Source organism: Agrobacterium sp. GD03872 (genome assembly GCF_029840625.1).
In the GTDB taxonomy this organism is placed as follows: Bacteria; Pseudomonadota; Alphaproteobacteria; order Rhizobiales; family Rhizobiaceae; genus Agrobacterium; species Agrobacterium fabrum_A.
In genome coordinates this window covers 30,941-57,520 of sequence record NZ_JAOCCY010000007.1, presented here as the reverse complement: position 1 = coordinate 57,520, position 26,580 = coordinate 30,941, and the positions used below count along the sequence as shown (strand labels likewise).

24 protein-coding genes are annotated in these 26,580 nt (G+C 61.0%); 14 read left to right on the top strand and 10 right to left on the bottom strand.

Going from position 1 to position 26,580, the window contains the following annotated elements:
* Window positions 1–132 precede the first annotated feature (132 nt).
* Window positions 133–729, bottom strand: coding sequence for a hypothetical protein (locus N5D22_RS17010; RefSeq protein ID WP_279657033.1), 597 nt, complete (start codon window positions 727–729; stop codon window positions 133–135).
* Between N5D22_RS17010 and N5D22_RS17005 the strand changes: the two genes are divergently transcribed.
* The 5 genes from N5D22_RS17005 (at window position 717) to N5D22_RS16985 (ending at window position 5,383) form a co-directional block, all read left to right on the top strand.
* A complete protein-coding gene (locus N5D22_RS17005; protein WP_279657032.1) occupies window positions 717–3,068 on the top strand; it encodes a phage tail tape measure protein in 2,352 nt (783 codons plus the stop codon). The two genes, N5D22_RS17010 and N5D22_RS17005, sit on opposite strands and share 13 nt — an antisense overlap.
* A complete protein-coding gene (locus N5D22_RS17000; protein ID WP_279657030.1) occupies window positions 3,068–3,634 on the top strand; it encodes a phage protease in 567 nt (188 codons plus the stop codon). The genes N5D22_RS17005 and N5D22_RS17000 overlap by 1 nt, the downstream gene beginning before the upstream one ends.
* A 21-nt stretch (window positions 3,635–3,655) precedes the next feature.
* Window positions 3,656–4,630: a capsid protein gene (locus tag N5D22_RS16995; RefSeq protein ID WP_279657029.1), complete on the top strand. Its 975-nt coding sequence runs from the start codon at window positions 3,656–3,658 to the stop codon at window positions 4,628–4,630.
* A 157-nt stretch (window positions 4,631–4,787) separates the two neighbouring features.
* Window positions 4,788–5,021: a hypothetical protein gene (locus tag N5D22_RS16990; RefSeq protein WP_279657027.1), complete on the top strand. Its 234-nt coding sequence runs from the start codon at window positions 4,788–4,790 to the stop codon at window positions 5,019–5,021.
* Window positions 5,018–5,383, top strand: a complete 366-nt coding sequence (locus N5D22_RS16985; RefSeq protein WP_279657025.1) for a hypothetical protein — start codon at window positions 5,018–5,020, stop codon at window positions 5,381–5,383. The genes N5D22_RS16990 and N5D22_RS16985 overlap by 4 nt, the downstream gene beginning before the upstream one ends.
* Before the next feature lie 269 nt (window positions 5,384–5,652).
* On the opposite strand, the gene N5D22_RS16980 is transcribed toward N5D22_RS16985, so the two are convergent.
* The 7 genes from N5D22_RS16980 to N5D22_RS16950 all read right to left on the bottom strand — a co-directional run bounded on the left by N5D22_RS16980 (window position 5,653) and on the right by N5D22_RS16950 (window position 13,759).
* Window positions 5,653–8,487, bottom strand: coding sequence for a condensation domain-containing protein (locus N5D22_RS16980; RefSeq protein WP_279657024.1), 2,835 nt, complete (start codon window positions 8,485–8,487; stop codon window positions 5,653–5,655).
* 62 nt (window positions 8,488–8,549) lie between these two features.
* A complete protein-coding gene (locus N5D22_RS16975) occupies window positions 8,550–8,828 on the bottom strand; it encodes a phosphopantetheine-binding protein (RefSeq protein WP_279657022.1) in 279 nt (92 codons plus the stop codon).
* The gene (locus N5D22_RS16970; protein ID WP_279657021.1) at window positions 8,821–9,660 is read right to left on the bottom strand and encodes a siderophore-interacting protein; all 840 of its coding nucleotides are present in this window, start codon (window positions 9,658–9,660) and stop codon (window positions 8,821–8,823) included. Before N5D22_RS16970 ends, N5D22_RS16975 begins: the two co-directional genes overlap by 8 nt.
* A 235-nt stretch (window positions 9,661–9,895) precedes the next feature.
* Window positions 9,896–10,849, bottom strand: coding sequence for an ABC transporter substrate-binding protein (locus tag N5D22_RS16965; RefSeq protein ID WP_279657019.1), 954 nt, complete (start codon window positions 10,847–10,849; stop codon window positions 9,896–9,898).
* A gap of 23 nt (window positions 10,850–10,872) precedes the next feature.
* Entirely contained in the window at window positions 10,873–11,937 is a 1,065-nt protein-coding gene (locus N5D22_RS16960; RefSeq protein ID WP_279657017.1) for an iron ABC transporter permease, read from the bottom strand.
* An 11-nt stretch (window positions 11,938–11,948) separates the two neighbouring features.
* On the bottom strand, window positions 11,949–12,962 hold the full coding sequence (locus N5D22_RS16955; protein WP_279657015.1) for an iron ABC transporter permease: 1,014 nt from the start codon (window positions 12,960–12,962) through the stop codon (window positions 11,949–11,951).
* Entirely contained in the window at window positions 12,959–13,759 is an 801-nt protein-coding gene (locus N5D22_RS16950) for an ABC transporter ATP-binding protein (RefSeq protein WP_279657139.1), read from the bottom strand. Before N5D22_RS16950 ends, N5D22_RS16955 begins: the two co-directional genes overlap by 4 nt.
* Before the next feature lie 214 nt (window positions 13,760–13,973).
* Between N5D22_RS16950 and N5D22_RS16945 the strand changes: the two genes are divergently transcribed.
* Window positions 13,974–15,275 (top strand): NtaA/DmoA family FMN-dependent monooxygenase, encoded by a 1,302-nt coding sequence (locus tag N5D22_RS16945; RefSeq protein ID WP_279657013.1) that lies wholly within the window; start codon window positions 13,974–13,976, stop codon window positions 15,273–15,275.
* A gap of 2 nt (window positions 15,276–15,277) precedes the next feature.
* Here N5D22_RS16945 and N5D22_RS16940 read toward each other — a convergent pair whose 3' ends face one another.
* Window positions 15,278–16,054, bottom strand: coding sequence for an IclR family transcriptional regulator (locus N5D22_RS16940; RefSeq protein ID WP_279657012.1), 777 nt, complete (start codon window positions 16,052–16,054; stop codon window positions 15,278–15,280).
* 299 nt (window positions 16,055–16,353) lie between these two features.
* Between N5D22_RS16940 and N5D22_RS16935 the strand changes: the two genes are divergently transcribed.
* Window positions 16,354–18,420, top strand: coding sequence for a TonB-dependent receptor (locus tag N5D22_RS16935; RefSeq protein WP_279657011.1), 2,067 nt, complete (start codon window positions 16,354–16,356; stop codon window positions 18,418–18,420).
* Between the two features lie 204 nt (window positions 18,421–18,624).
* Here the strand turns inward: N5D22_RS16935 and N5D22_RS16930 are convergent, their stop codons facing one another.
* The gene (locus N5D22_RS16930; protein WP_347881153.1) at window positions 18,625–19,740 is read right to left on the bottom strand and encodes an acyl-CoA dehydrogenase; all 1,116 of its coding nucleotides are present in this window, start codon (window positions 19,738–19,740) and stop codon (window positions 18,625–18,627) included.
* Window positions 19,741–19,908: 168 nt separating this feature from the next.
* Between N5D22_RS16930 and N5D22_RS16925 the strand changes: the two genes are divergently transcribed.
* From N5D22_RS16925 to N5D22_RS16895, 7 genes are all read left to right on the top strand, one after another.
* Window positions 19,909–20,832 carry a LysR family transcriptional regulator gene (locus N5D22_RS16925; protein ID WP_174058699.1) on the top strand — a complete coding sequence of 308 codons (924 nt, stop codon included), beginning with the start codon at window positions 19,909–19,911 and terminating at the stop codon, window positions 20,830–20,832.
* A gap of 98 nt (window positions 20,833–20,930) precedes the next feature.
* Window positions 20,931–21,563, top strand: coding sequence for a VOC family protein (locus N5D22_RS16920; RefSeq protein ID WP_279657008.1), 633 nt, complete (start codon window positions 20,931–20,933; stop codon window positions 21,561–21,563).
* A 147-nt stretch (window positions 21,564–21,710) separates the two neighbouring features.
* The gene (locus N5D22_RS16915) at window positions 21,711–22,772 is read left to right on the top strand and encodes a LacI family DNA-binding transcriptional regulator (protein WP_080853609.1); all 1,062 of its coding nucleotides are present in this window, start codon (window positions 21,711–21,713) and stop codon (window positions 22,770–22,772) included.
* A complete protein-coding gene (locus tag N5D22_RS16910; protein ID WP_279657007.1) occupies window positions 22,769–23,791 on the top strand; it encodes an ABC transporter substrate-binding protein in 1,023 nt (340 codons plus the stop codon). The genes N5D22_RS16915 and N5D22_RS16910 overlap by 4 nt, the downstream gene beginning before the upstream one ends.
* A 166-nt stretch (window positions 23,792–23,957) precedes the next feature.
* Window positions 23,958–24,785 carry an ABC transporter permease gene (locus N5D22_RS16905; protein WP_279657006.1) on the top strand — a complete coding sequence of 276 codons (828 nt, stop codon included), beginning with the start codon at window positions 23,958–23,960 and terminating at the stop codon, window positions 24,783–24,785.
* Window positions 24,782–25,561, top strand: a complete 780-nt coding sequence (locus N5D22_RS16900; RefSeq protein ID WP_279657005.1) for an ABC transporter permease — start codon at window positions 24,782–24,784, stop codon at window positions 25,559–25,561. Before N5D22_RS16905 ends, N5D22_RS16900 begins: the two co-directional genes overlap by 4 nt.
* Window positions 25,554–26,579, top strand: a complete 1,026-nt coding sequence (locus N5D22_RS16895) for an ABC transporter ATP-binding protein (RefSeq protein WP_279657003.1) — start codon at window positions 25,554–25,556, stop codon at window positions 26,577–26,579. Before N5D22_RS16900 ends, N5D22_RS16895 begins: the two co-directional genes overlap by 8 nt.
* Window position 26,580 lies beyond the last annotated feature (1 nt).

Sequence of the window (26,580 nt, the reverse complement as noted above, 5' to 3'; positions counted from 1 at the left end):
CAAGGTTTACTTGGACGGCTTTGCCGGATCAATGAGGGAGTGCCGCCCCTCCGCGCTTCGTTTCCCCTCCCAGTGATTTGCGCATTTTGTCAAGCCTGACACTGTCACGCTGCATGACAGTGTCACTACAAGCTAAATTTGCCTCGACCAAGCGAACGGGGCGATTTCGTGAATACTTCCAAAGCTGCAAACATTGATGAGGAAGAGGATTTCGACGGGCTGACCACCTACGAAACTCTTGAGGCGATAATCGGCACGAAGCTGACAAGGCGTCTGTGCAATATCTATGGCGGGAATGTCGTCTATATCCCCGCATACATCTCCGCAAATCACCGGCTTGGAGAAGTCATCGGCTACAGTGCCGCCCAAAAGCTCTGCGAGCATTACCGTCTCGGAGAATCCGGGTTTCGACTGACATTGCCCAAAGGCGATATCCATCGGGCGAAAGAGAATTATCTTCAAATCGCTGAATTGCTCAATGAGGGTTTTGCCGCGCCAGCGGTTGCGACCGCACTCAATCTCCATGTGAGAACGGTTTTCCGGGCGCGCAATAAATTCGTACAGCAGCGTTTGCGCATCCACGGCCAGCGCATCAGGGAGATGCTCAGGGACGGCAAAAGTCACCCGGAAATCGCCCAAAAGATCAACATGCCGGAAGCCATTCTGGCATCGGTTATCAAGCGCATCGACATGAGCAGGGAAAGAGGACGCCGCTAATGGACCTCTCATTCGTCATCCGGCTTGTTGACCAACTGACCGGCCCTGCCGCAAAGGTCAAAAAGGGCATGCTCGACATTGGCGAAGCCGCCAAGCAGGGCCTTTCAGGCGCTTTCAAGGAAGGCTTTTCGGTCGAGAACATCGAGAACGCCACCAAGAACGCGGAAGCCGCCTTGCGCGATGCCCGCAGCCGCATGATCGGTGCGGTGGGACAGGCGATTGCGATTGCCGCGCCGGTCATCAAGGCCGCTGACTTTCAGGATGCCTTTATCGACTTCGCCAACGTCGCGGAAATCCCGGTCGAGCGCATGGGCGAGATCGAGGCGAAACTGATTGCCGCCACCCGCACCACCGGCAAAAACAAGTCCGAACTGCTGCAAATCCTCGCAACCTATGTCGGCAAGGGCATGGGCGTTGACGAGAGCCTTGCGGCGATCGAGGCGACGGGCCGCGCATCCACGGCCACGAAATCGGAAATCTCCGACATGGGCAATGCCGGTTTTGCCGTGATGGACAACCTCAAGGTTGGTGCCGCCGAGCTTGCCAAGGCTTTCGACGTCATGGCCGCGACCGGCAAACAGGGTTCCTTCGAACTGAAGGACATGGCCCGCAATTTCCCGGAACTGACCGCCAACGCATCCGCCTTGCAGATGAAAGGCGTTCCCGCCGTTGCCTCGCTTGCCGCCGCGCTGCAAATCGCCATGAAATCGGCTGGTTCCGCCGATCAGGCGGCAAACAACATGTCGAATTTCCTTGGCAAGATCACGTCGCCGGAGACGGTGCGTAACTTCAAGAAGATGGGTATCGACATCGAAAAGGAAATGAAGACGGCGGCGGCAAATGGCACCGATCCGCTGTTGCATTCCTTGGAGCTGATCCAGAAGGCCACAGGCGGCGACCAGTTCAAGATGGGCGAACTGTTCGCGGATAAGCAGGTTCTCGACTTCCTGCGCGCCCTGATCCCGAATTTGCAGGAATACCAGCGCATCCGCAATGAAGCGGGCGGCGCAAGCGGCGTCATCGACAAGGATTTCGCGAACGTTGTCGCGGGCCTTAAAACCGAGATGAAGGGGCTTGTAACGGAGGTCGATAACCTGTTTTCCGCAGGCAGCGGCTTGCTGCCCGTGGTGCAGGATATCGTCAAGCGGCTGACCGGCCTTCTCCGTCAGGTCAATGACTGGACTACGGCCAATCCGAAGCTGACCAGCACGATTGTCAAAGTGACGGCTGGCCTCCTGTCCGCATCCGTCGCCATGCGCACGGCAGCTTATGGACTGGCGGCGCTGCGCCTTGGCGCAATCGGTCTGACTTCCACATTCCTCAAGTTTCAGGATGGCAAGAACATCGCCACCGGCTGGCGCATCATCGCCGGAAGCTGGACGCTTGCCGCCAGTGCGGCCCGAAGCCTTGGAAGCGCCATGCTGTTCATGCTCAGTCCGCTGCGCAACGCGGTTGCCGGTCTCGCCATGCTTTCGGCGTCGGCTGGAGGCGGTCTCGGCGGTGCCATGGTCGCAGTCGTTGCCGTTCTCAAAGCCGCTGCGGCGGGCATTGCGGGCGCTGTCGCCGCGATCTCCGCGCCTGTGTGGACGCTGGTTGCTCTACTGGCGGCGGCTGGCTTTGCGATCTGGAAATATTGGGACCGCGTATCTTCCTTTGTCTCCGGTTTCGCAGGGCCGTTCATAGACCTGTTCAGTTCCGGTCTCGCCAAGCTCGGTACGGCGTTGAATGACTTCATCGACATGGTGGGCCGTGCCTTTGGGATCGATCCCGGTAAGATCGAGGCATTTAAGGCAAGCATCAAATCCGCGCTCGACTTCTCCGGCCTGATCGACGCCGCCAAGACGAAGCTCCAGGACTTCTGGAATACGATCTCCGGTTTCTTCTCGCAGGAAAAGCTTTCCAACAGCGCAAAGGCGGGAATGAACGCCGCTGGACGCCAGCTTGCCACCGATATGCTGGACGGCATCAAGGCCGGTTTCGAGGCCATCTATCAGTGGTTTGCCGGTGTGCCGTCCCGCATTAGAGCCGCCATTGGCAGGATCGATGTCAGCGACCTGATTACCGGCTGGGGACCTGTAAAGCGTTGGTTTGGTAGTGAGGAACAACCGGCGCAGATTGAGCCTTACAGGCCCGCTGCGGCGGGTGCCGCTGGCCCCGGCGTGACGGATGCCGATCTGCAAAAAACGGTTAAGGCCGTCATTCACGACACGCGCCCGCCTGTCGTCAATCTGACGCAACACATCACCGGCGGCACCGATCCCAAGGCCATAGCGCGTGAGGCGAATTACAGGATGGGGGCTGCTATCAGCGCCACCAAAAGCGGCATGTTCAATGACGGTGGAAACTATTGATGATGGACGCCGCAACCGTTCCCGAATTCGTCATGCTGCTTCCGGTTGGCCCCGATCTGGCTACCCGCGACGGACGCAACTGGACGTATGATCCGGAAGAGATCGTCAACGCCTTCGCTGCCAATCAAGGCCCGCTTGTTATCGATTACGAGCACGCGCAGGAACTGCGCGCAGCGTCCGGCAAAAAAGCGCCTGTGGCTGGCTGGATCGTCGGCATGGAAGGCCGTGACGGTGCGCTGTGGGGCAAGGTCGAATGGACCGAAAACGCCCGCTCTGCCATCGCCAGCCGCGAATATCGCTTCATCTCGCCAAGCATTCAGCACCTTGCAGACGGACATATCGTCGGCCTCAACGGCGCTGGATTGGTGAACCGGCCCGCCTTGTACCTGCCGCCGCTGGATGCGCAGACGCCGGTTTTTGATGAACAGCGCGTGCAGCTCGCCGCCGTAGCGCTCGCCAGTGCGGCCCGCACCTACCAGACCGAACAGGCCGCGCTTGGCCGGTTCGTCACGATTACCGAGGCTGTCAGATCGGTGCAATCCACCAGCCTCTTTGCAAACACCTGAACCCGAAGGACAGAACCTCCAATGAGCATGAATCGCCCGTTCCCTATCAACACAACCCTCACGGCAATCGCAATCGGCTACCGGAACTCCGCCGCCTCGCTGATTTACGACAAGGTTTTGCCAGCCGTACCGGTCTACACGGAAAAATTCGGCTGGCTGAGCTTCCCCATTGAAGAAGCCTTCACTGTGCCTGAATTGCAGGTGGGCCGTACAAGCCAGCCGGGGAAAATCTCTTTCACGGCAGAAGACAACGAAGGCCGCATCAAGCACTACGGTCTCGATGATCTTATTCCCATCACCGACATTGATGAAGCGAAAGAGGCCCGGACCCGTAAATTGAGCACCTTCGACCCGGAAGCAAACTCCGTGGAAGGACTTACCAGCCTTATCCAGCTTGGCCGTGAAGTTCGGGCCGCAAAGGTTGTTCAGGACCCGAATAACTATGATGCGGCGCGCCGCGTGGTGCTGGCGGGTAATCAGCAGTTCAATGACTTTGTGAACTCCGATCCGTTCGAGGTCATGAATGCCTGCATGCGCAAGCCTCTCATCTACCGGGCCAACACAATCGCCATGAGCGAGGACGTGTGGGAAACGATCAAGCGTCATCCAAGGCTGATTAAAGCCGTCAAGGGCGGCTTGGCCGAGGACGGCGCAATCAACCGTCAGCAGTTTGCCGAGCTTATGGAAATCAAGCCGGAAAACCTTCTGATCGGGGCTGGCATGGTCAATGTCGCCACAAAGGGTCAACCCGTCGATCTCCGTTATGCGTGGGGCAAGTCGATCCAGTTCCTGCATATCGACCCGACGAAGAAAGACGCTACCGACAATGTTCTGACATGGGGCTTCACAGCTGAACACGGCAAGAGGATCGCCGGTACGATCCTCAACCCGAATGTCGGCATCAAGGGCGGCAACCAGCTTCGTGTTGCGGAAATGGTCGAGGAGATCGTTTGCGCCAAGTCGCTCGGCTGCATCATTCAGAACGCCATCGCCTAATCCATTTCTGCCCTGTTTCAGCGGCAGGGCGGGATAAGACGGCAGCGGATTGGACATCGGTGCTGCCGTTCTCTCGCGAAGGAGTCGCCACCTTCGCACCAAGCGCGGCCCGGGGACGTGTTCACCTCCGGGCCGCGTCATCTTTCAGGAGGCTTTTATGCAGGTTCAATTCCCCGATGAAAACGTATCGGCGCAAGAGGTTGCCGCCTTCTACAGTGACCTTCTCAACCAGTTGACGCTTTGCGACCGCGCCTTGATCGGCGTATTTCTCGCCAGTCCCGGCATCACTGACGAGCAGCGGACGGCAATTGCGACGTGGGGAGAGTCCGTCGAGGCGATTGTGGAAACCGCAATGGCCCGCCATTTCGAAACCGGGATGCTGCCTCAGTGAGCGACATGGAAGCGGACAAGGAACCTTTGCAGCCGATCTTCGCCACGATCTCCGGTATCGCTGTGGTGACGATCCCCGCCGATGACTACGCCCGCTTGCTGGACGAGAGCCGCCAACTGGCGGAATGGCACGTCAATCATAACCAGCTTATCCGGCCCAGCAGATCGACAATCAGCCGCGATCCTGAGGTTGCTATTTTCTTGGCAAACGGGTTCGGATTGAAGCCCGTTGCAAGTCTACTTAAAGAGTGCAAAAAGACGTTCGGGACGGCGCGCACGCCATCCCTGAAAGCGGCCTATCGATATTGGGAATCGATCCGCATAAATGAGCGCTCCAAGCGCAGCAAAATTGTTGCCAAGTGATTTTGCATTTCCTGCCAGCCGATTTTGCGCGCTACAACAATCCCTTTTCCGTCATGCCGGACTAGATCCGGCATCCAGCCACGGCGCGTCTGCGCCGTGAAAGGCCTCTCTCGCGATCAAGGACTTGATCGCACTGGACCCCGGACCAAGCCCGGGGTGACGGCGTGCGGATGCAGCGGCCGCGCCAATACATTCTCATCAGCGTTCATAGGCAAAAAATAACCCGGCTCCGCTAAGGCGAAGCCGGGTTTTCCTTGCCCAAGTCCAGCTCAGGCGAGCGTTGTCAGCACGCGGCTCGAAGCGCCGGCTTCGGCAAAGCGGCTGAAGACGCCGCTGGTGGTGTTGCGCAGCCGCTCGACGTCCTGCGGGCCGTAGCGGTCCGAACGGTAGCTCATCAGCACGCGAATGGAGCGCTCGCCGCCGATTGTCTCTTCCATCACCTCGAATTGCAGTCCCAGCATGGATTCATGCTTGTCGGGGTCGATCTGGCGGAACTCCACCGGCTTGCCATCCGGCCCGGCAAGGGTGCCGTTCAGCTTGTTCTTGGCGTGGATCTGGATGAAGACCTCGAACAGATGGTCGCGGCCGGGCGTCATGCCCAGCGCTTCCTCGACGAGATCGATCGGGATTTCGCTATGTTCCAGCGAGCCGTTGATGGTGTTCTTCACCGAGGAAATCAGGTCGCCGACGGTCATTGTCTCGCCGAAACGCACGCGATGGGCGACAACCGTGGTGAAATAACCGATCGTATCGAAATAACCGCTATCGGTGCGGCCCGAAGCCGAGGTGCCGACCACGAGATCGCTCAACCCGCCGAGATGGCGCAGCGATGCGGCAATGGCGGCGTAAACCACGTTGAACAGCGAGGCGCTGTTCTGCTTGGCAATGGCGTAAAGCCCGTCGCTGACATGTTTTTCCAGCTTGAACTCGATCCAGCCGCCTGCCGGTGCTTCGTCCTGCGATGCCTCGTGCGGCGTGCCGTCCTGTCCGTTGAGGGTAAGGCCTTTCGGCGCATCCCGCAGCATATCGGTCCAGTAGGCAAGGTGGTCGGCATTGACGCCTGACGCGACCTGTTTTCTCGCAAATTCATGGAAGGGCGCCGGCTTGGTGGCAAAGGCCGGGGCCTTGCCCGCCGCCCTTGCCCGGTAGGCCTCGGTCAGCTCGTCCATCATCAGGTTCACCGACCATTCGTCGAGCACGATGTGATGGAAGAGGAAGGAAAGCACCTGGCGGCCGGTCTGCGCATCCTTAAGGAAGCGCAGCCGCATCGGCAGTTCACGCGCAAGATCGAACCGCCAGCCGGCCTCCGCGTGCCGGTCCACACCTTCGCTTTCTTCGCTGGTCCAGAACCATTTGTAACCGGGCAGGTCGTGCATCGGCACGATCTTTTGCAGAACCGTATCGTCTTCGACGTAGAAATGGGTCCGCAGGCCGGGATGGCGCTCGATGATATCGAGGAAGGCGCATTCGAAGGCATTCTCATCCACGGGATCGAGGAAATCGAGCGCGAAGGGAATGTTGAAGATTTCGCCGAAGCCGAAGGCGGCATAGGCCTTCCAGAGCGACATCTGCGCCAGCGAAAGCGGTGCGGTGAGCGAGCCGCTCGCCGTCGCTTCGGCCTGCGCGGGTGCTGCGGTTTCGAGCCGGGTCGCCTGTTTTGCGAGCGAGGCGGCGGTCGGGTAGCTGAACAGGTCGTTGAAGCGCAGCTCGATGCCGTGATTGCTGAGAAGACGTCCGATGATACGCGTCGCAATCAGCGAATGGCCGCCGAAATCGAAGAAATCGTCATCCGGCCCCATGTCGGGCGAAACGAGCGCTTCACGGAATTCCGCAAGGATCGTTGCGACGGTGTCGTCGTCGTTCTCACCGGAAGCAGCGGGCGAAAGGGCCGCCTGCGGTGCTGTCGCGGCGTTTTGGGGGACGATGCCGGAAAAATCCGCCCCACCTTCGAGATGGCTGACGAAGCGCTCCAGCAGGAAGGCTGTCGCATGCGGCGAGGTCTCCCTGCCGCCCGTCAGTTCGAGGCGGATGTCGCCGGCGGCTGTCGGACCGGCGGCAAGCGTCAGGCCGAGACCGGATTGCAGGGAGGCCAGGGGCAGGTGCTCAAACTGGAGCCCATGCTCCGATATGGCCTGAACGGGTGTCGCAAGCGCCTGCAGCGTGAAGGTGGCGGTTCCGCCTTCATTGTCGTTTCGCTGCTCCAGACCGGACAGCACGGCTTTTTCAGCCTGTTCGGGCGATTGGTCGCGGGAGATCGCTACCCGTGCCGCAGCCTCGGCTGACATCGGCATCGAAGCGCCGACACCGGGCTGCAGGCGCAGGGTTACGGTCTCGGGACCGCCGTTTTTTGCCACGAAAAGGGCAAAACGCGATCCGGCGCGGGCCAGAAGCGCATTCGTCGCCGTGGAGCTGTTGAGGCCGAGCAGGGTGGCGGGAAGATCGACGCCGTGGCTGTGGCTCGCCGGCCTGTCGACCCCGTTTTGCCGCAGCGCCACGACGGTCGAGCCGGAGGCCGGACGTTGCAGCCATTGAAGCGGAAGCGGGTCGACACTGTTACTTTCGACCGCGCGCGGCGAAAGCGGTTTCGGTGTCTCACCGGCATAGGCCGCCGTAATGCCTTCCAGCAGGATTTGCGGCGAGAGGACTTCGCCGAGCAGGCCGTGGACCAGAAATGCCAGCAGGATTTCTCCTTCGCTTAAGAGCACGACGGCCTGAAACGGCGGGTCGGTCTCTGCATCGAAGGGCCTTGCCTGCAGGTCGTGCAGCAAGGTCAGGGCCTCGCCCGCCGATGGAACATGCAGCAGCTGCACGATGGATGCGGACGGGGCTTCGATGCTCTTGGCAAGCGTGCCGTCCTCGCCGAAGGCAAAGCGTGCACGAAGTTCGGGCCAGACCTCGCAAACCGTCTTCAGCGCCGAGGTCAGACGCAGCAGATCGCACTCTTCACCGATGCGATAGGCGAGAAGGGCGCGGAAGACGTGATCGGGATCCTGAAACTGCTCGAACCAGACCCGTTCTTCGTATTGGCTCGGCGGGGCTGCATCTCCCCTGTCGAAACTTTCTTCGATGCGACGTGCGAGCATACGCGTATTGTCTGCTGCCATGGTCCTCTCCTTGGAAATATTCGGGAATCGCGCTCCGGCGCGAAAAGAGCTGTGTCGTGGGATCAATGTCCCGCGCGCGACCGTTCGATGAGCGCCTGCCAGGCGGCAAGCGTGGGCTGCCGGGCCAGATTCTCATAATCGAGCCGTGTCCCGGCAAGCTGGGAAAGCGGCGGCATCAGGCGCATGAGGGCAAGCGAATGAAGCCCGCGACCGAACAGGTTGTCCCCCGGTTCGATGTCGCGCACTTCATCGTCGAGAACCCTGGCGATAAGGGCCTTGAGTTCCGTCATCATCGTTTCCGCCTCCGGCATGGCGTTCGCCGCGATTGCCGGTTCATTCATCGAAATGATCGTGAACGCCGCTGGCGCCGCGCCGCCAGTAACCGGAAGCGCGAGTCCATTTGGGGTTGGCGCTGAATTCTTCGACCAGAAGGGCGCGAACCTCCTTTGCAGCCTTCGATTCGCAGGCGACCCAGCTGAAGAAATCGCCCTTCGGCAGGTCGAGCTTGCGCAGCGCGCCCACCAGAGCGTCGTGGTCGGTTTCGTTCTCCGTCTTCTGCGTCACCCAGACGATAGACGCATCCGCCTTCGTCGTGAGTTCAAGCCGGTCGGCATCCGTCTCGACCTCGATCAGCGCCACGACGCGGGTGCCCTCAGGCATTTCCTCCAGCCGCCGCGCCAGCGCGGGAAGGCCGGTATCGTCGGCAATCAGCAGGTGCCAGTCGTAGGTGAAGGGAACGGTGAAAGAGCCGCGCGGACCGGCGATCCACGCTTTGTCACCCGCTTTGGCGGCTTTCGCCCAGTTGCTGGCGGGGCCGTCGTGATGGGTGGCGAAATCGATGGCGAGCTCGCCTTTTTCGGCATCGAAGCTGCGCGGCGTGTAGTCACGGGCCAGCGGGCGCGGCGCGCCTTCCGGGAATTCAATGCCGTTCGGGCCGATCACCGGCAGGCTCGGTTCGGTTTCGCCGGGCTGGGCAAAGAACATCTTGACGTGGTCGTCGAAACCGAGGCTCGCAAAGCCCGCCAGTTCCGGCCCGGTCAGGACGATGCGGACCATGGACCGGCTGAGCTTTTCGATACGCGCGACATTGAGCGCGCGCAGCGCGACGGCGTGGCGATGGCGTTTGGGAGTGCGGTCCGGAATGGGGGAATCTATGGTTTCTGGCATGCTCATGCTGTTGTCTTTCCTGGGATATCGCCGACGGGTTCGGCGGTCTCGCTGTCCCGGGTCGGCGTGCCGGACGATCGCGCGTTGGGAATCTTAATCCGGCGCGATATTCCGGCGTCGTTGCGTCAAGATGCGCGAACCATAACAGGCGGTTTCGGCCCCGGCAATATAACTTTCTCCAAAAACTCAAGTTTATACCCGGCACATAAATCGTGCCGGGATTGGCTTGAGAGAACGCCGTTCAGCGGCGGCCTGCCCAGCTTTCCACCTCATTCAATGTGTGCAGGGCGCTTGGAATGGAAGGCGTCGTGACCCTGGTGGAATCGAGGAAAACGATCCTTTTCTCGCGCGCCGGTTTTACGCAACGCTCCCAGCCGGGAATGATCTTTTCAAGGGCGGCGCGCGTTCCGGCCTCGCCGCGGGCGGGGCTGGTATAGCTGTTCATCACCACCAGCAGATCGGGATTGAGCTTGCCGAAGGCATCGGCGCTCAGCGGCATCATCAGGGTCGAGCCCATGCCGCCCGAAGAGGCGGCGTTGTCGATCTTCAGGCGGGTATAACCCAGATCCTCCAGCGCCTGCACCGCGCCGGACATGTCACCCACCGCATTGATCTGGTCGGTCAGCAGGATCGCGAGATAGGTCTTGCCCTTGATATCGTCGCCCAGCGTCTTTTTGACGGCGGCGAGCTTCGTGTCATAGGTCTTCCGGCGCTCGGCAAAGACATCGCTTCGCCCGACCAGGGCGGCAAGGTTTTCTTCGACGCTGAAACCATAGGCTTTGCCGGCGCTGGCCTTTTGCAGATAGACGGGGGCGACGGTGGAGAGCTGTTCGGCCTTGCCGCCATCCATTTCCGTGGCGACGATGAGGTCCGGTTGCAGCGCCCGCAGTTTTTCAAGGTCGATCTGGCCGACCGCGCCGAAACCTTTCGGTTTCGTGCGGCCCTCACCGAGAACGGTGTCGACGAAATCGACGGCGGTGGCGAATTTGCCGTCGCTGTTGCGGCCATAAGCGCCGACCACATTGGCGTCGAGATCCATCAGCGGCACGCCGAGCAGCGGCTCGTGCATGACGACGATGCGCTGCGGCTTTGCCGGAACGGAGACGGTGCGGCCGGCGGCATCGGTCACGCTGCGCTCGGCGGCGAGGCTCGTTCCGGCGGCCAGAAGTGCGGCGATGAGGATGGCAATTCGCATGGCATTCCCTTTATTCGATGTCTTCAGTGGCTATTGGTTCTGTGCAGCGCCTGAAGGCGCAGCGTGAGGATGAAAAGCGGCACGCCGATCAGCGTCAGCGCAAGGCCGATCGGCATCGGCGTATCGGCCACCAGCCCGCGCGACAGCGTATCGGCGGTGACGACCAGAATGCCGCCGGTAAGCCCCGACAGGAAAAGCCTGGCGCGACCGACGGCGGGCGAAACGAAGGTGGCGAGATGCGGGGCGATAACGCCGAGAAAGGTCAGCGGGCCGACGGCGGTAACCGAGGAGGCGCTGAGGATGACCGCAAAAACAATGACGAGCGGGCGGGAATGCCTGACGGTTTCACCGAGCGCCATGGCCATTTCATTGCCGAGATCGAAGACCGCGAGCGCCCGGCCGATGAGAAAAATGCCCACGAGGCTTGCGCCAAAGAGGGGCGCGAAAACGAGGATGGTCGACCAGCTGGCCTGAAACAGCGAGCCCGCCATCCAGTCGGCCAGCGACAGCGAGGTTTCGGCCGGCGTGTAAAGCAAAAGGACAGAAGAGACGGATGAGAGGGCGGATTCGATCGCAATACCCATCAGCAATATGGCTAGGCCGCTTGAGCGTTCCCGTCCGACGAGGGCGATGAGAAGGAAGGCGACGGCCAGAGCGCCGCCGACGGCCGCAAGCGCCACCAGCGTCTTGGGTGCGGCCGGCACCAGCACCAGAAGCAGCATGATGGTGGTCATCGACCCCTGGCTCAGACCGAACAGGCCGGGATCGGCGAGCGGATTGCGGGCGACGGATTGCAGCATGGCGCCCGCCAGCGCCACGCTCCAGCCGGCCATGAAACCGATGAGGATACGCGGCAGCCGCACCGTCCACAGCGCATAGGCCTGATCGTCGCCGAGATGCCCGCCCACCAATCCGCGCAGGAGATCGGCGAGGCCCGTTTCGGTATTGCCGAGGCTGACGGACAGGGCGGCGAGCGCCAGCGCCAGCACCATCAGCGCAAGGCCGGCTTTCAGATTGCCGATGCCGATCTGCAGGCCGCTCGGCAGCCGGAGGACGGCTTTGCCGTCGGTGGCGAAATGCCGTTTCATGAAAGCCCCCTTCATGACAGCCCCCTCGCCGAAGGCGACAGATAGAAGCGCTTGACGATGACGATGAAGACGAGGCCGCCAAGCAGGTCCATGAACAACCCGGTATTGACCACATAGGGCGCAAACAGGGTTTGCGCGCCAAGATCGGCCAGCACGCAGAGGCCCGCGCCGACAAGCGCGGAGGCCGGCAGGGCAAGCGTGAAGTTCACGCCAACCAGCGGCCGGATCATATGCGGCACGATGAGGCCGACGAAGCCGATGGGGCCGCAGATCGCCACCGCCGAACCCGAGGCCAGCATGGTGGCGAAGAGCGCGACCCGGGAAATACGCGTGACATTCACACCGGCGGAGGCGGCCTTTTCCGCGCCCAGCAGAACCAGCGTCAGCGGCCGGGCGACCGCCCACAATATCACCAGCGCAATTGCGCCGATCCACCAGAAATCGGTGAGGCGCTCGGCATAGACGTGGTTGATATTGCCGCCCACCCAGCTGAGGAACTCGGCGCGGCGTGTGGGGTTGGAGAGAAGCAGGGCGTTGGTCACGCCGATCAGCAGCATGGAAACCAGCGCGCCGGAAAGGATGAGCGACAGGCCGCGCGGATCGTTTGACCGACCGGCGAGACGTGCGACGACGAAACAGCCGGCAAAACCGAAGCCAGCGCCTGTGAGCGCGGCAAGGCCCTGTATTTCCGGAGAGAAATCGAACACCAGCGCGCCGGCAATCACAAAAAGCGTCGCGCCGGCATTCAGCCCCAGGGTGGAGGGCGAGGCGAGGGGATTGCGCGCAAGCCCCTGCAGCACACAACCGCTGACGGCCGTCGTCGCCCCCACATAGATGGCAATCAGCGAGCGCGGGATTTGCTGATAGAGAAGCACCGATTGCTCATAGCTGTCGGCCTCGCCGCGCCAGAGCGTCGCCATGATTTCGGCAGGCGGCATGTCGCCGGACATTACCAGCAGATTGATGGCGAGGATGGCGGCCAGCAGCAGCGCGGCGGCGAAAATCAGCGTTATTTTCGGTGTCATGCCGGAATGGCCTGTTCCTGCCGCTCCAGCCGGGGCACGCAGATGAGCCGCCCCTGCCGGGAGAAGATATCGGCTTCGAGATCGAAGACCTCGGCGACATTTTCGGACGTGACCGTTCTTTCCACCGGCCCGGATGCCAGAACCCGCCCGGCTTTCAGCATGATGACATCATCGGCGAAGGTGGAGGCAAGGTTGAGATCGTGCAGCACGACGATGACGGTCTTGCCATGCCTGTCCGTCAGTTCGCGCACGAGGCCGAGAACGGCATATTGATATTTCATGTCGAGATGGTTGACCGGCTCGTCCATCAGGATCACATCCGTATCCTGCGCCAGCACCATGGCGATGAAGGCGCGCTGGCGCTGGCCGCCGGACAACCTATTGACCTGTGCCTTCGCCTTGTCTTCCAGCCCGACGGTCTTCAGCGCCTCGGCGAAAAGCGCGCGGTCGCGCTCGGTCGGGCCGCCGGCAAGACCGTAGCGCGCATAACCGGCAAGCTCGATCAGCTCACCGAGCGTCATATAGTCAGGGCAATGGCACTCCTGCGGCAGATAGGCGATGCGCCGCGCCAGTTCGCGGCGTCCGATCTCGCTGACCGAACGCTCGCCAAGCCTTATCGCGCCCGATGACAAAGGCACAAAACCCATGACGGTCTTCAGCAGCGTCGACTTGCCACAGCCATTGGGACCAACCAGCGCGGTGACGCGGCCGGACCGGAAACGGGCGGAGAGCCCCCGCAGGACGGGAACATGGCCATAGCTGGCGTGAAGGTCCGTGGCGTCAAGCACCGGATACAGCTCCTGTTATTCATGCACCCGTGCGTCGAGGCGTCGCGCGGGCTATTTAAGTGTTTGAATTTAAACATCGAGCCAGTGGAAAAGACATTTCGTTCCGGCAGGCGCGACGGTGTGGTCTTGAAGCGACACTAAACTATAGTAAAACTCTCCACAAATCGAAATTTGCCGATTCAGCGTGCGGATTTCTTCCCGGTTATTGCAGTTGAGGTGCATCATGTCAGTCACAGCCAAGCTTCATGTCGGCATGTCGCTGGCCCCAACCTGGCTCAGCGGCGAGGCATGGCGGCGCGCGGACAGCGATATAAACGGGGTGTTTTCCAGCGATTATTTCGTCGATCTTTCGCAGCGCGCGGAGGCCGCGCATGTGGATTTCGTGTTCCGGCCGGATACGCTTTTTCTGCGCACCGAGGGGCTGGAGACCGGCGGCGGATTTGCCAGCATGGACCCGACCATGCTTCTTGCGGCGATTGCGCGGGAAACCAGCCATGTCGGGCTGTTGTCCACCGTTTCGACTACATTTCTGCCGCCCTATGTCGTCGCCCGCCAGATCCAGTCGCTGAACTGGCTGAGCAATGGCAGGGCAGGGTGGAATATCGTCACGGCGCTTGAGGGGCACGAAAATTTCGGCCTGAAAGAGATGCCTTCGCCGCAGGAACGCTACGAGCGCGCCGCCGAATTCACGCAGGTGGTGCAGCAGCTCTGGGCGAGCTTTCCGAACGAAGCTCTCAAACTCGACCGGGAAAGCGGGCGGTTCGCCGATTCCTCGCTGGTGCATCCGGTGGCGCATGAGGGCAGGCATTTCAGCGTCAAGGGCCCGCTCAACCTGCCGTCCCATGCCAGCCGCATTCCGTTGGTGCAGGCGGGCGCCTCTCCCGAGGGTCGTGATTTCGCCTCGTCAGTGGCGGACGCTGTCTTTGCCTCGACGCCGGATATGCAGGCGGCCATCGAACTCAGGGCGGATTTGCGGCGGCGTGCCGAGGGCCACGGCCGCAACCCCGACGGGGTGAAGCTGATGCCGGGCCTCAGCCTCTACCTTGCGGAGACCGCCAGGGAGGCGCTGGAACTTTTCGCGGAAACCCATGCCCGCGCCAATCGCGCCCGCGCCTTTGCCTCCATCCGCGATATGACGGGTCTTGATCTCACGGACTGGCCGCTCACGCGGATCGTCACCGCCTCCGACCTGCCGCCGCCGCCGGAGACACCGAGAAGCCGCACCCACGCCGGCCTGCTGCGCCGGCTGATCGAGCGGGAGACGCTGAGTGCTGCGGAATTATTGCGGCGTCCGGAAGTGATGGGGTCGGGTCATTGGCAGATCATCGGCACCGTTGAAGATGCCCTTGAGGCCATCCGCGAATGGGCTGCTGCGGGTGCGATAGACGGTTTCGTCGCGGTGCCCGGCGGTTCGGTGGCGTCCATGCGGCTGGTGCTGGAGCGGCTGTTGCCGAAGCTCGGCGATGCCGGGCTTTTCCGCACGGCCTATTCCGGCCGTACCTTTGCGGAACATCTGGCCGAATAGGCTTACGCGCCGCCGGATTCGGCCGTCGCCTGTCCGGCGGCTTCGATCAGCCGGGAAAAATGCCGTTCGGTCTCGGCGGTGGCCACGAAGGATACGGTGGTGACGACACAACAGAGTTCGCCCTGTGCGTCGAAAACCGGCGCAGCCTTGCCGGTCAGGGCGGAGAACAGATGTTCATTGAGTTCCGCGCCACCCGCTTCGCGAATGGTTTCCAGAATGCCGGCATCGGGGCGGGAGCCACGAAAGGCGGCCGGTTGCAGCCTGCGCACGGCGGCTATCCTGTCCGGCGGCAGGTAGGCCTGAAAAACCAGCCCGCAGGCGCTGTTGTCCAGCGGCAGAACATCGCCGAGCGCCACGGTGCTGATGGAAAAGCTGGCGCTTCTCGCCCACCGCACCACGGTCGGGCCGCGTTCGGTCCAGATCGCCACGCCGCAGCTGGCGCCGATCCTGGAGGCAAGCGCATTCATCCGGCGGCCGGCGGTTTCGACCGGATTGATTCGCCTGAGCGCGCTGATGCCTATTCCGAGCGCTGCGGGTCCGAGATCGTAACTGCCGCTTGCTGGGTCCTGTATCACCAGTCCTTCCCGCACGAGGCTTTGCATGTAACGATGTGCGGTGGAGCGGCCGGTGCCGGCGCGTTTGGCCAGCTCGCCAAGCGCAAGAGCCGTGTCCGATCTGGCGAGAAGATTGAGGAAACGTGCCGCAATCGACACTGACTGAATGAGTGCGGAGCGCTTTTCACCCTCGTTTTCCGGCAGATTGTCCGAATCGTCATCCATGGCGTCCAAGCCCGTTCCCCCGTTTTGTCGAGCATGCCTAACGCATCGGCTCGGAAATCGGAATCGATTTTTGCGCGCCGCGATGCGCTGTTTCCTTTCGAGACGCGACGGGGTGCGGAAGAAGCGGTCGGTAAACTTTGTTGTAAATATGGCACATCCCGTTACGGAACCCTGTTTGTCCGCAATGCAGAACGTATTCTCTATTGCGAAACGTATAACGCTTCCGTTACTTGAATATGACTTTAATACTCATGTTTATCTAGGGGTGTGTGATGGGGTTTCGTTCTAACGGTCGCTTGATGAGCGGGGTCAGCGTTCTGACGCTGGCGACGCTGTTTGTGACGCCGGTTTTCGGTCAGGATCAGCAGGCCGAGGCCTCGGGAACGACCGTTCTCAAACCGATCGTCGTGACCGGTGAAAAAGTGGCGCGCGACATGAAGAACACGGCGTCGTCCGTCTCGGTCAAATCCGCCGAGGAAATCAGGAAGGAAGAGACCGGCAGCCCGACCGTATCGGACGCGATCAAGGATATTCCGAACGTCGTTTACACCGACAGTGTCAGCGCTCCCATCATTCGCGGACAGGATACGCAGGGGCCGAACACCGGCTCCATCGCTTTCTTCACCGGCACGGTGCCGCGCGCCACGATCAATGTCGACGGTCACTATCTCGGTTATAACGAGTTCATCTATGGCGCGAGTTCCATCTGGGATGTCGACAGCATCGAGGTCTTCCGCGGCCCGCAGACCACCTCGCAGGGCGCCAACGCCATTGCCGGCGCGATCCTCGTCAACACCAAGGACCCGACCTTTACGCCGGAAGCGAGCTATCAGGCGGAGATCGGCAATTATCACCAGAAGCGCGGCTCCTTCGCCGTTTCCGGCCCGCTGATCGAAGATGAGCTGGCGGCGCGCATGGCCATCGACTATTCCGGCCGCGACACCTTCATCGATTACATCAACTCGGCTTTCGCCCATGCCGGCACGGACCAGGACTTCAAGGAATTCAACGGTCGCTTCAAGCTTCTGTGGGAACCGTCGGAAATTCCCGGCCTTTCGACCAAGCTGACCTATTCCTATAACGCTTCCAACCGGCCGAGCCAGGAGGCGGCGTCGCGTCCCTTCGAGGACCTGAACCACGTCACCACCACCATGCCGAGCTTCAGCCAATATACCAATACCGGTATTCTCGACATCAATTACGACTTCGAGAACGGTGTGAAGCTGTTCAACCAGACGCAGTTTTCCTCTTCCATCGCCAAGCGCCGGGTCGGCATTGCGAATAATGGCGATGCCGATATCGATCTCAAGAACACCTCCCACGAGACACGTGTGACCTTCGGCGATCAGGAGGACGTGCTGAGCGGCGTCGCGGGTATTTATTACGCGCATACCAAAGCCGACGAGGTGCTTTACCTGCGCGGCACCTCGCGCTTCAACGATACCAAGGATAATCTCGGTCTCTTCAGCGAGCTGAGCTATCGCCTGACCGACCAGTGGACCCTGACCGGCGGCCTGCGCTACCAGCAGGACCAGATCCAGCGCGCCGGTTACCGGACGCTCTCCGCCACCAGCAGAAGCTCGGTCAATTATGACGAAACCTTCTCGGAAATCCTGCCGAAGGCATCGCTCGCCTATGCCATCAATGACGACTGGACGGTGGGCGGCCTGATCAGCCGCGGTTACAACCCCGGCGGCGTCGCATTCGACCTGACGACCAGCAAATGGCGGACCTTCGACAAGGAAACCATCTGGAACTACGAGCTCTTCACCCGCGCCAGCCTGCTGGACGATACGCTGACGGTGAACGGCAACCTGTTCTACATGGACATGAACAATGCCCAGTTTAACGTCCCGGTCGTCGTTTCCACCGGCATCAGCGAATCCTACACCGTCAACGCCGAAGAGGCCCATGCTTACGGCCTGGAAATCGGCGCGGATTATCGGGTTCTCGACAATCTGACGCTGAAGGCCAGCGCCGGTCTGCTTAAAACGAAGATCGACGAGATTTCCAGCAGCGCCGCCTATGTCGGCAAGGAATTCGCCAAGTCGCCGGGTTACAGCTTCACCATCGGCGCCAGCTGGGACGTCACTGATAAATTCACCGTGTCAGGGCAGGTGCGCCATCTCGACGGTTATTACTCCGACACGGATAACAAGGCCGTTTATGCGATCGACCCCTATACGATCGCGGATGTGCGGGCGAGCTACAAGTTCCAGGACGAGCTTGAATTCTACGCTTACGTCAAGAACGTCTTCGACGAGCGCGCCCCGACGCTGATGAAGGAAAACCGCGGCATCGGCGGCATCGAGGCCAGCATGACCGAACCGCGCATGTTCGGCATCGGCGTGCGCGGCACATTCTGAGCCGCCACCTGAGTTGAAAAGCAAAGGGCCTTCGAAGTGATCTTCGAAGGCCCTTACTTGGGGTAAAGTGATCCCAAACACCCGGCGTCATCCTCGGGCTAGACCCGAGGATCCACAGCCCGCTTGAAACAGTGGATCCTCGGCTCAGGGCCGAGGATGACCCGTCGGAGGTCTTCGGGCCTCCAATTCTTTCAGGGAAAAGCCTCAGAAAAACGCCTGAATGCCCGTCTGCGCCCGGCCGAGGATCAGCGCGTGTACGTCGTGCGTGCCTTCATAGGTATTCACCGTCTCGAGGTTCTGCGCATGGCGCATGACGTGATATTCGATCTGGATGCCGTTGCCGCCATGCATGTCGCGGGCCTGGCGGGCGATATCCAGCGCCTTGCCGCAATTGTTACGCTTGATGATGGAGATCATTTCCGGCGTCATCTTATGGTCGTCCATCAGTTGGCCGACGCGGAGCGATGCCTGAAGGCCGAGGGCGATTTCGGTCTGCATGTCGGCGAGCTTCTTCTGGTAAAGCTGCATGCCGGCGAGCGGCTTGCCGAACTGCTTGCGGTCGAGACCATATTGCCGGGCGCGGAACCAGCAATCTTCCGCAGCACCCATGACACCCCAGGAAATGCCATAACGGGCGCGGTTGAGGCAGCCGAACGGGCCTTTCAGGCCGGAAACATTGGGCAGCAGCGCGTCTTCGCCGACTTCGACGCCATCCATGACGATTTCGCCTGTAATCGAGGCGCGCAGCGACAGCTTGCCGCCGATCTTGGGAGCGGAGAGGCCCTTCATGCCCTTTTCCAGCACGAAGCCGCGGATCTGGTTGTCATGGGCTTCCGATTTCGCCCAGACGACGAAGACATCGGCGATTGGCGCATTGGAAATCCACATTTTCGAACCGCGCAGGCGATAGCCGCCGGCGATCTTTTCAGCACGGGTCTTCATGCCGCCGGGATCGGAACCGGCATCCGGCTCGGTGAGGCCGAAACAGCCGATCAATTCGCCGGAAACGAGGCCGGGCAGGTATTTCTTCTTCTGCTCGTCCGAGCCATAGGCGAAGATCGGATGGATGACGAGCGAGGACTGCACGCTCATCATCGAGCGGTAACCGCTGTCGATCCGCTCCACCTCGCGGGCGACGAGGCCGTAAGCCACATAGCTGGCATTGGCCGCGCCATATTCTTCCGGCAGGGTGACGCCGAGCAGGCCGGTGCGGCCCATAAGGCGAAACAGTTCCGGTTCGGTGGTCTCGGAAAGATAGGCCTCGGAGACACGCGGCAAGAGTTCCGATTTGCCGAAGGCGGCGGCGGCGTCGCGGATCATCCGCTCGTCGTCGTTCAGTTGGTCTTCGAGCAGAAAAGGGTCCTGCCAATTGAATGCTGCGTGTTCGCTCACGTGATGCCTCCGGATTTGCTGGCCGGATTATTGGTATTCGAGCCAGTCGGCACAAGCCATGTTTACTCATTTTTGCATTACATATAGTAATGGCTCATGACGTCTCTCAGCCGCAAACTCCTGCCTTCCACCAGTGCGCTCGCCGCCTTCGATTCCGTGGCCCGGCTCGGCAGCTTTTCCGCCGCCGCCGATGAGCTTGCTTTGACGCAGGGGGCGATCAGCCGGCAGGTTATGTCACTGGAAGAACAGCTTGGCGTGCGCCTGTTCGAACGCGGCGCACGCGGCGTGGCGCTGACGACAGAGGGCCGCGCCTATGCAAAATCGATTGCCTCCGCCCTTGGCGAGATACGCTCCGCCTCGCTGCAGATCATGACCAAAACGCATGGCAATACCTTGAACCTCGCCATGCTGCCCACCTTCGGCACCCGCTGGCTTCTGCCGCGTATCCCGGACTTCGTGGCGAACCACCCCGAAATCACCATCAATTTCGCCACCCGCATCGGGCAATTCGACTTTGAGCGCGAGCAGCTCGATATGGCGATCCATATCGGCCAGGCCGACTGGCCGGGGGCGGAAAGCACCTTTCTGATGCATGAAATGGTTGCGCCGGTGTGCAGCCCGCAATTCCTCAGCGCCCATCCCGTGGAAAAGGGAGAGGATATCGCCGCCCTGCCGCTGCTGCACATGGCCTCGCGGCCGGGCGCATGGGGTCACTGGTTCGAAAGCCTCGGCCTGTCGCTCGCTTTGCCGCAGGGCATGCGCTTCGAACAGTTTTCCAGCGTGGCGCAGGCCTGCATCGCCGGGCTCGGCGTGGCGCTGATGCCGCTTTTCCTGATCGACAACGAGCTGAAATCGAAGCAACTGGTAAAGGCCTTCGATCATCAGGCCAGAAGCCCCAGCTCCTATTATGCCGTGGCGCCGCTTTCGCGCGCCAATCACGTGCCGGTCGTGCTGTTTCGCGATTGGCTGGTGCGGCAGGTGGAGGCCTATCATGCCGCCCGCAATGCGCCCCTTTCATAAAGCCGTGGCAGAGACGGTTTAACGGATGCTGACCCTCGCGGCGATAAATGCCGGCAGGGGGAGGGAAAATCGCGGCAAGCCGGGCTATGAAATCGGTCATGAAACCAAAAAGGAAGCGCGGCCGGCCTGCGCATGAGGATATTCTGACGCCCGCCGAATGGCGGACCGTTCATGCCGCCCAGCACGGCATGACGAACCGAGAGATAGCCAGCCGCCGTGGCATCAGCCTCGATGCCGTCAAGTTTCACATCGCCAATGCGCTCGGGAAGCTTGGTCTCGAGAACAGGAAAATGCTTTTGCGCTGGTTCGCCGTGCCGGTCGACAGCGCCTTGGGAAAACAGGGGAACCCGATGAATAAAAATATCGCGCTCGGCGCCATTGGCCAGATCTCCCGTTCCGTCAGCGATCTGCCTGCGGCAGAGGCATGGTATCGGGATGTGCTCGGGCTAACCCATCTCTATACATTCGGCGATCTGGCGTTTTTCGATTGTGGCGGCACGCGCCTCTTCCTTTCGGTCGATGGGCGAGGGCCGACAAATGCGGTCATCTATTTCAGGGTGGATGATATCGGTGCCGCTTATGAAGGTCTGTTGTCACGCAACGTCGAATTTAAAAGTCCTCCGCATCTCATTCATCGTCATGGCGATGGAACCGAGGAGTGGATGGCCTTTTTCAAGGACCCGGATGGTGGCATTTTGGCAATCATGTCGCAGGTCAGGCCGCAGCAATGATCCCATCCGGCCGGTAGCCGCTGACACGCCCGGCTACAATCTTTCCCGTTTCCGGGGATAGCCCTGATTTTTGTCACCTCCGGACTCGACAGGGCGGCCTTGCTCGATTATCGAGATTAAACGTTTAATCAGCCCTTCCGGACCATCATGGCGTCTTCACGGCCTGCCACCAATCTGAGCGCGATAGCAGCGGCACTCGGCGTGTCGGCGGCAACCGTGTCCAATGCGCTGTCGGGCAAGGGTCGCGTTTCGCCGGAGCTGGTGGAGCGCATTCGCAAGACGGCAAGCGAGCTGGGCTATGTGCCGAGTTCGGCGGGCAGGGCGCTGCGCACCGGCAGAAGCGGGGTTCTGGGGCTGGTACTGCCGGATATTGCCAATCCTCTCTTTCCGCAGATCGCGCAGGCGATCGAAAAGGCGGCCGTCACTGCCGGTTACGGCGTGCTGATCGCCGACTCGCGCGGCGAGATCGCCATGCAGACGGATGCGATCAACCGGCTGATCGAGCGCGGTGTGGATGGCATGGTCATCGTTCCCCGCCGCGGCACGCGCATTGCCGATGTCGATTGTCCCGTCGCGGTGATCGACAGCCCCTCGACGCCCGGCAACACGGTCGCCGCCGACCATTGGGATGGCGGCCGGCAGGTGGGCGAATATCTGGCGGGGCTTGGCCATCGCAAGGTAGTGCTGGTGGGCAAGAACCGCGATTCCAACGTGCAGAACGACCGTCTCGGCGGCATTCGCGATGGTCTTGGTAAGGCATGCGTGACGCAGACGCTCTGGGTGGACGCCATTGAACAGGCGGGCGGCGCGGGTTGCCGGCTTGGTCTTGCAGAAAAGGTTGCCGAAGGTTTCACCGCCTTTGCCGCCGTATCCGATCTGCATGCGCTGCGCGTGCTCACGGAATTGCAGCGCGAGGGCATCGAGGTGCCGGAAGAGGCCAGTGTCACCGGCTTCGACGATCTCATCTTTTCCGCCGTGGTCACCCCGCCCTTGACGACCATGCGCATGGATATGGGCCGTATCGCCGATCTCGCCGTCGGCGCGCTGCTGCGCGCAATCGACGGGGCGGGCGAAAACGGCGTCGCCGTCGATGTGACGGCGGACATCTCGAAAGTACCGATGGCGCTGATCATGCGCGGCTCCACCGGCAAGGCAAAGCATGATGCGATTGAAGCCAAAAAAACGACAGCAGGAGAACTCACACCATGAAAAAAATCATTCTTGCATCGGGCGCCGCCCTGATGCTGACGATGGGCGCCGCGCAGGCGCAGGACAAGACGCTGACGATCTCGGTCTATGCCTTCGCGCAGGACGAATTCAAGGAGCTGGTCTACACGCCGTTCGAAAAGCAATGCGGCTGCAAGCTGGTTGTCGAGACCGGCAACAGCGTCGAGCGTCTGGCCAAGATGGAGGCCAACAAGGCCAATCCGGTGGTCGATCTTGCCATCGTTTCCATGGCCGATGCGCTGTCGGCCACCCGCAAGGACCTGATCCAGAAGATCGACGCGTCCAAGGTTCCGAATATCGAAAAGCTCTATGACATCGCCAAGGATCCGAATGGCGACGGCATGAGCGTCGGCGTCAATTTCTACGCCACCTCCATCGTTTACCGCACCGACAAGATGAAGATCGACAGCTGGGCCGATCTTTTGAAGGACGGCATTGTCGACCACGTCGCCTTCCCGAATGTCACCACCAACCAGGGCCCGCCGGCGCTTTATATGCTCGGCAAGGCCATTGGCAAGGATACGCCCGATCTTTCCGGCGCCATCGAGGCCGTGGGCGAAAAGAAGGACGACATCGTCACTTTCTACGTCAAATCCTCGCAGCTCGTACAGCTCATGCAGCAGGAAGAAATCTGGGCAGCGCCCATCGGCCGCTTCTCCTGGGCGCCTTTCACCAAGCTCGATCTGCCGCTTGCCTGGGCAACGCCCAAGGAAGGCCAGACCGGCGGCATGAATGTGCTCGTGGTGCCGAAGGGCACGAAGAACGAGGAGCTTGCGCTGCAGTTCATGGATTTCTGGCTCTCGACCGAAGTTCAGAAGGCGCTGGCCGAAAAGCTGGTGGACAGCCCGACCAACAGGGAAGTCAAGGTTTCCGACGAGGTGGCGAACAACATCACCTATGGCGACGAAACCGCAAAAAGCCTTCAACTCATTCCTTCCGACGTAACGCTCGATAACCGTGACAAGTGGCTGTCGGAGTGGAACGCCAAGGTCGGCCAGTAAGTCATTCACCGTTTGGAATGGGGCATCGAAACGTCCGTCAGGACGGCTCCATTCCGGGAAAAGCGGTTCGGTCGTCCCCTGACCGCTTTTCCACCTTCCAATTTCGCAGGCCGGTGTGTCCGGCTGCCGTAACAACCGGCCCTCAGGCCGTTCAGGGAATAAACCCATGTTTCAGAATCGGGCCGAAGCATTGGCGCTTGCCTTGCCCGCCGCAATTTTTGCGGCGGCGGTCTTTCTTGTGCCGGTCTTCATGCTTCTGTCGGAGGGCTTTCGCACCGCTGACGGCTGGACATTGTCGGCCTATGCCGCATTCTTTTCCGATCCGCTGAACCAGACGGTTTTCCTGCGCACCCTGAAGCTCGGCGCGCTTGTCACCGTCGTCTCGGCGGTGGTGGGGTATGCGGCGGCTTTCGCCATCGTCAACCTGTCGCCGGGCACGAAGGGCCATGTGGTCAATCTCGTCGTGCTGCCGCTGATGATTTCACCGGTTGCCCGCACCTATGCCTGGATCGTCATTCTCGGCAGAACCGGCATCGTCAATCAGGCGCTGCAGGCGGTGGGCCTCAGCGACGCGCCGATCCGCATCCTGTTTTCGGAAACGGCCGTCTTCATTGGTCTCCTCCAGCTTTTCCTGCCGCTCATGATCATCTCCCTCATCAGCGCACTGGAAAACATGCCGAAGGATACGATCGCCGCCGCCCGCGTGCTCGGCGCCAACTGGTTTCAAGTGTTCTGGAAGGTCATCCTGCCGCTCACCAGAGAGGGGCTGGTCGTCGGCGGCACGCTGGTCTTCACCGGTTCGCTGACGGCCTATATCACGCCCGCCATTCTCGGCGGTTCCAAGGTGCTGATGCTGGAAACCCTGCTTTACCAGCAGGTAACGGTTTCCAACAATTTCGTCTCCGCCAGCGTCATCGCCTTCATCCTGATCGTCATGAGCTTTGCCGCCAATATCCTGCTGAAGCGCATCGCCACCGCAAGGAACAAGAAATGACCCGGCAGCTCTTCATTCCGCTCACGCTCCTGCTTGTCGTCGGTTTCCTGATCGGGCCGTTCCTCATCATCGTCGCGGCCTCGTTTTCGGCCGGCGATACGCTCGCCTTTCCGCCGCAGGGTTTTTCGCTGAAATGGATCGCCAAGGTCTTCACGGTCGAAAGCTTCCGCGAAAGCTTTGCCATGTCGATGTTCCTTGCCATCGGCGGCACGTTCACGGCGCTCATCCTCGGCATTCCCGCCTCTTACGCCATGTCGCGCTACAAGCTGCCCCTTAGCGAGACGGTGCGCACCATCGTTTCCGCGCCGATTATCGTGCCCGGTATCATCGTCGGCTTAGCGCTGCTGCGTTATTTCGTCGTGCCCTTCGGCATCGGCATCACGCTTGCTTTGTTCCTTGCCCATACCGCGCTCATCCTGCCCTATGCGGTGCGGGTGGTATCGGCCAGCCTCAACAATCTGCGTTCCGATATCGAGGAGGCGGCGGTGCTGCTCGGCTCGTCGCGGCTCGGGGCGTTTTTCCGGGTGGTGCTGCCGAATATTCGCGGCGGCATTCTTTCTGCCTTCATTCTCGGTTTCGTGACGAGTTTCAACCAGGTGCCAGTGTCGCTGTTCCTGTCCGGTCCGGGCGTTCGCACGCTGCCCATCGACATGCTGGGCTACATGGAAATCGTCTTCGATCCCTCCGTTGCAGCCCTTTCTTCGCTGCTCGCCTTCCTTTCCATCGGCATCGTCTTCATGGCCGAACGTTTCCTGGGGTTCTCCCGTTATGTCTGACGCAAAATACCTTTCGCTCAACAAAGTCTCGCTCGCCTATGGCGGCAATGTCGCCGTCAGGGATCTCGATCTCGATATCCGCAAGGGCGAGCTGCTCGCCCTTCTCGGACCATCAGGCTGCGGCAAGACCACGACGATGCGCGCCATTGCCGGGCTGATGCCGGTGGCGGGCGGGCGCATCGATCTCGATGGGGCAGACATTACCCGGGTGGCCGCGAACAAGCGCGCCGTCGGGCTGGTGTTCCAGTCCTATGCGCTCTTCCCGCATCTGACGGTCTATGAAAACGTCGCCTTCGGCCTGAAGCTAAAGGGCATGAACGGCAAGGCGCTGGAGGACAAGGTCGCCTCCGGCCTGAAATCGGTGGGCTTGTCCAGCTTCGCCTCGCGAAAGCCTGCGGAGCTTTCCGGAGGCCAGCAGCAGCGCGTGGCGCTGGCGCGCTCCATGGTCATGGAGCCGAAGGTGCTCCTGCTCGATGAGCCGCTCTCCAACCTCGATGCGCGCCTCAGGCTTGAAATGCGCACCGAATTGCAGCGCGTGCAGAAGGAAACCGGCGTGACGATGGTCTTCGTCACCCATGACCAGATCGAGGCTCTGGCGCTCGCCGACCGCATTGTCGTCATGAAGGGCGGCAAGATCGAGCAGATCGGCACACCGGAAGAGATTTACAACGCGCCGGTTTCGTCCTTCGTGGCTGACTTCGTCGGCTTTGAGAACATCTTCGCGCTGGAAGGCGGCGCGTTGAAAACCGCAAACGGCACAACACCGCTTCCCGGACCAGTCCTTTCAGCATCCGGACTGGCCTGGCGGCCGCGCATGGTTACCCTCGGTTCAGGTCCTTTCCAGGGAACCGTGCGCGGCACCTCCTTTGCCGGCAACAGCCGCGAATATCTGCTCGACACGCCGCTCGGGCCCATCAAGGCGGAAACGGACGCCGCCCTGACCTCTCACGCCATCGGCGATATGCTTGCCTTCGACCTGCCGGTTGAAAAGGCGGCGAGCCTCAAGGTGTTCAACTGAC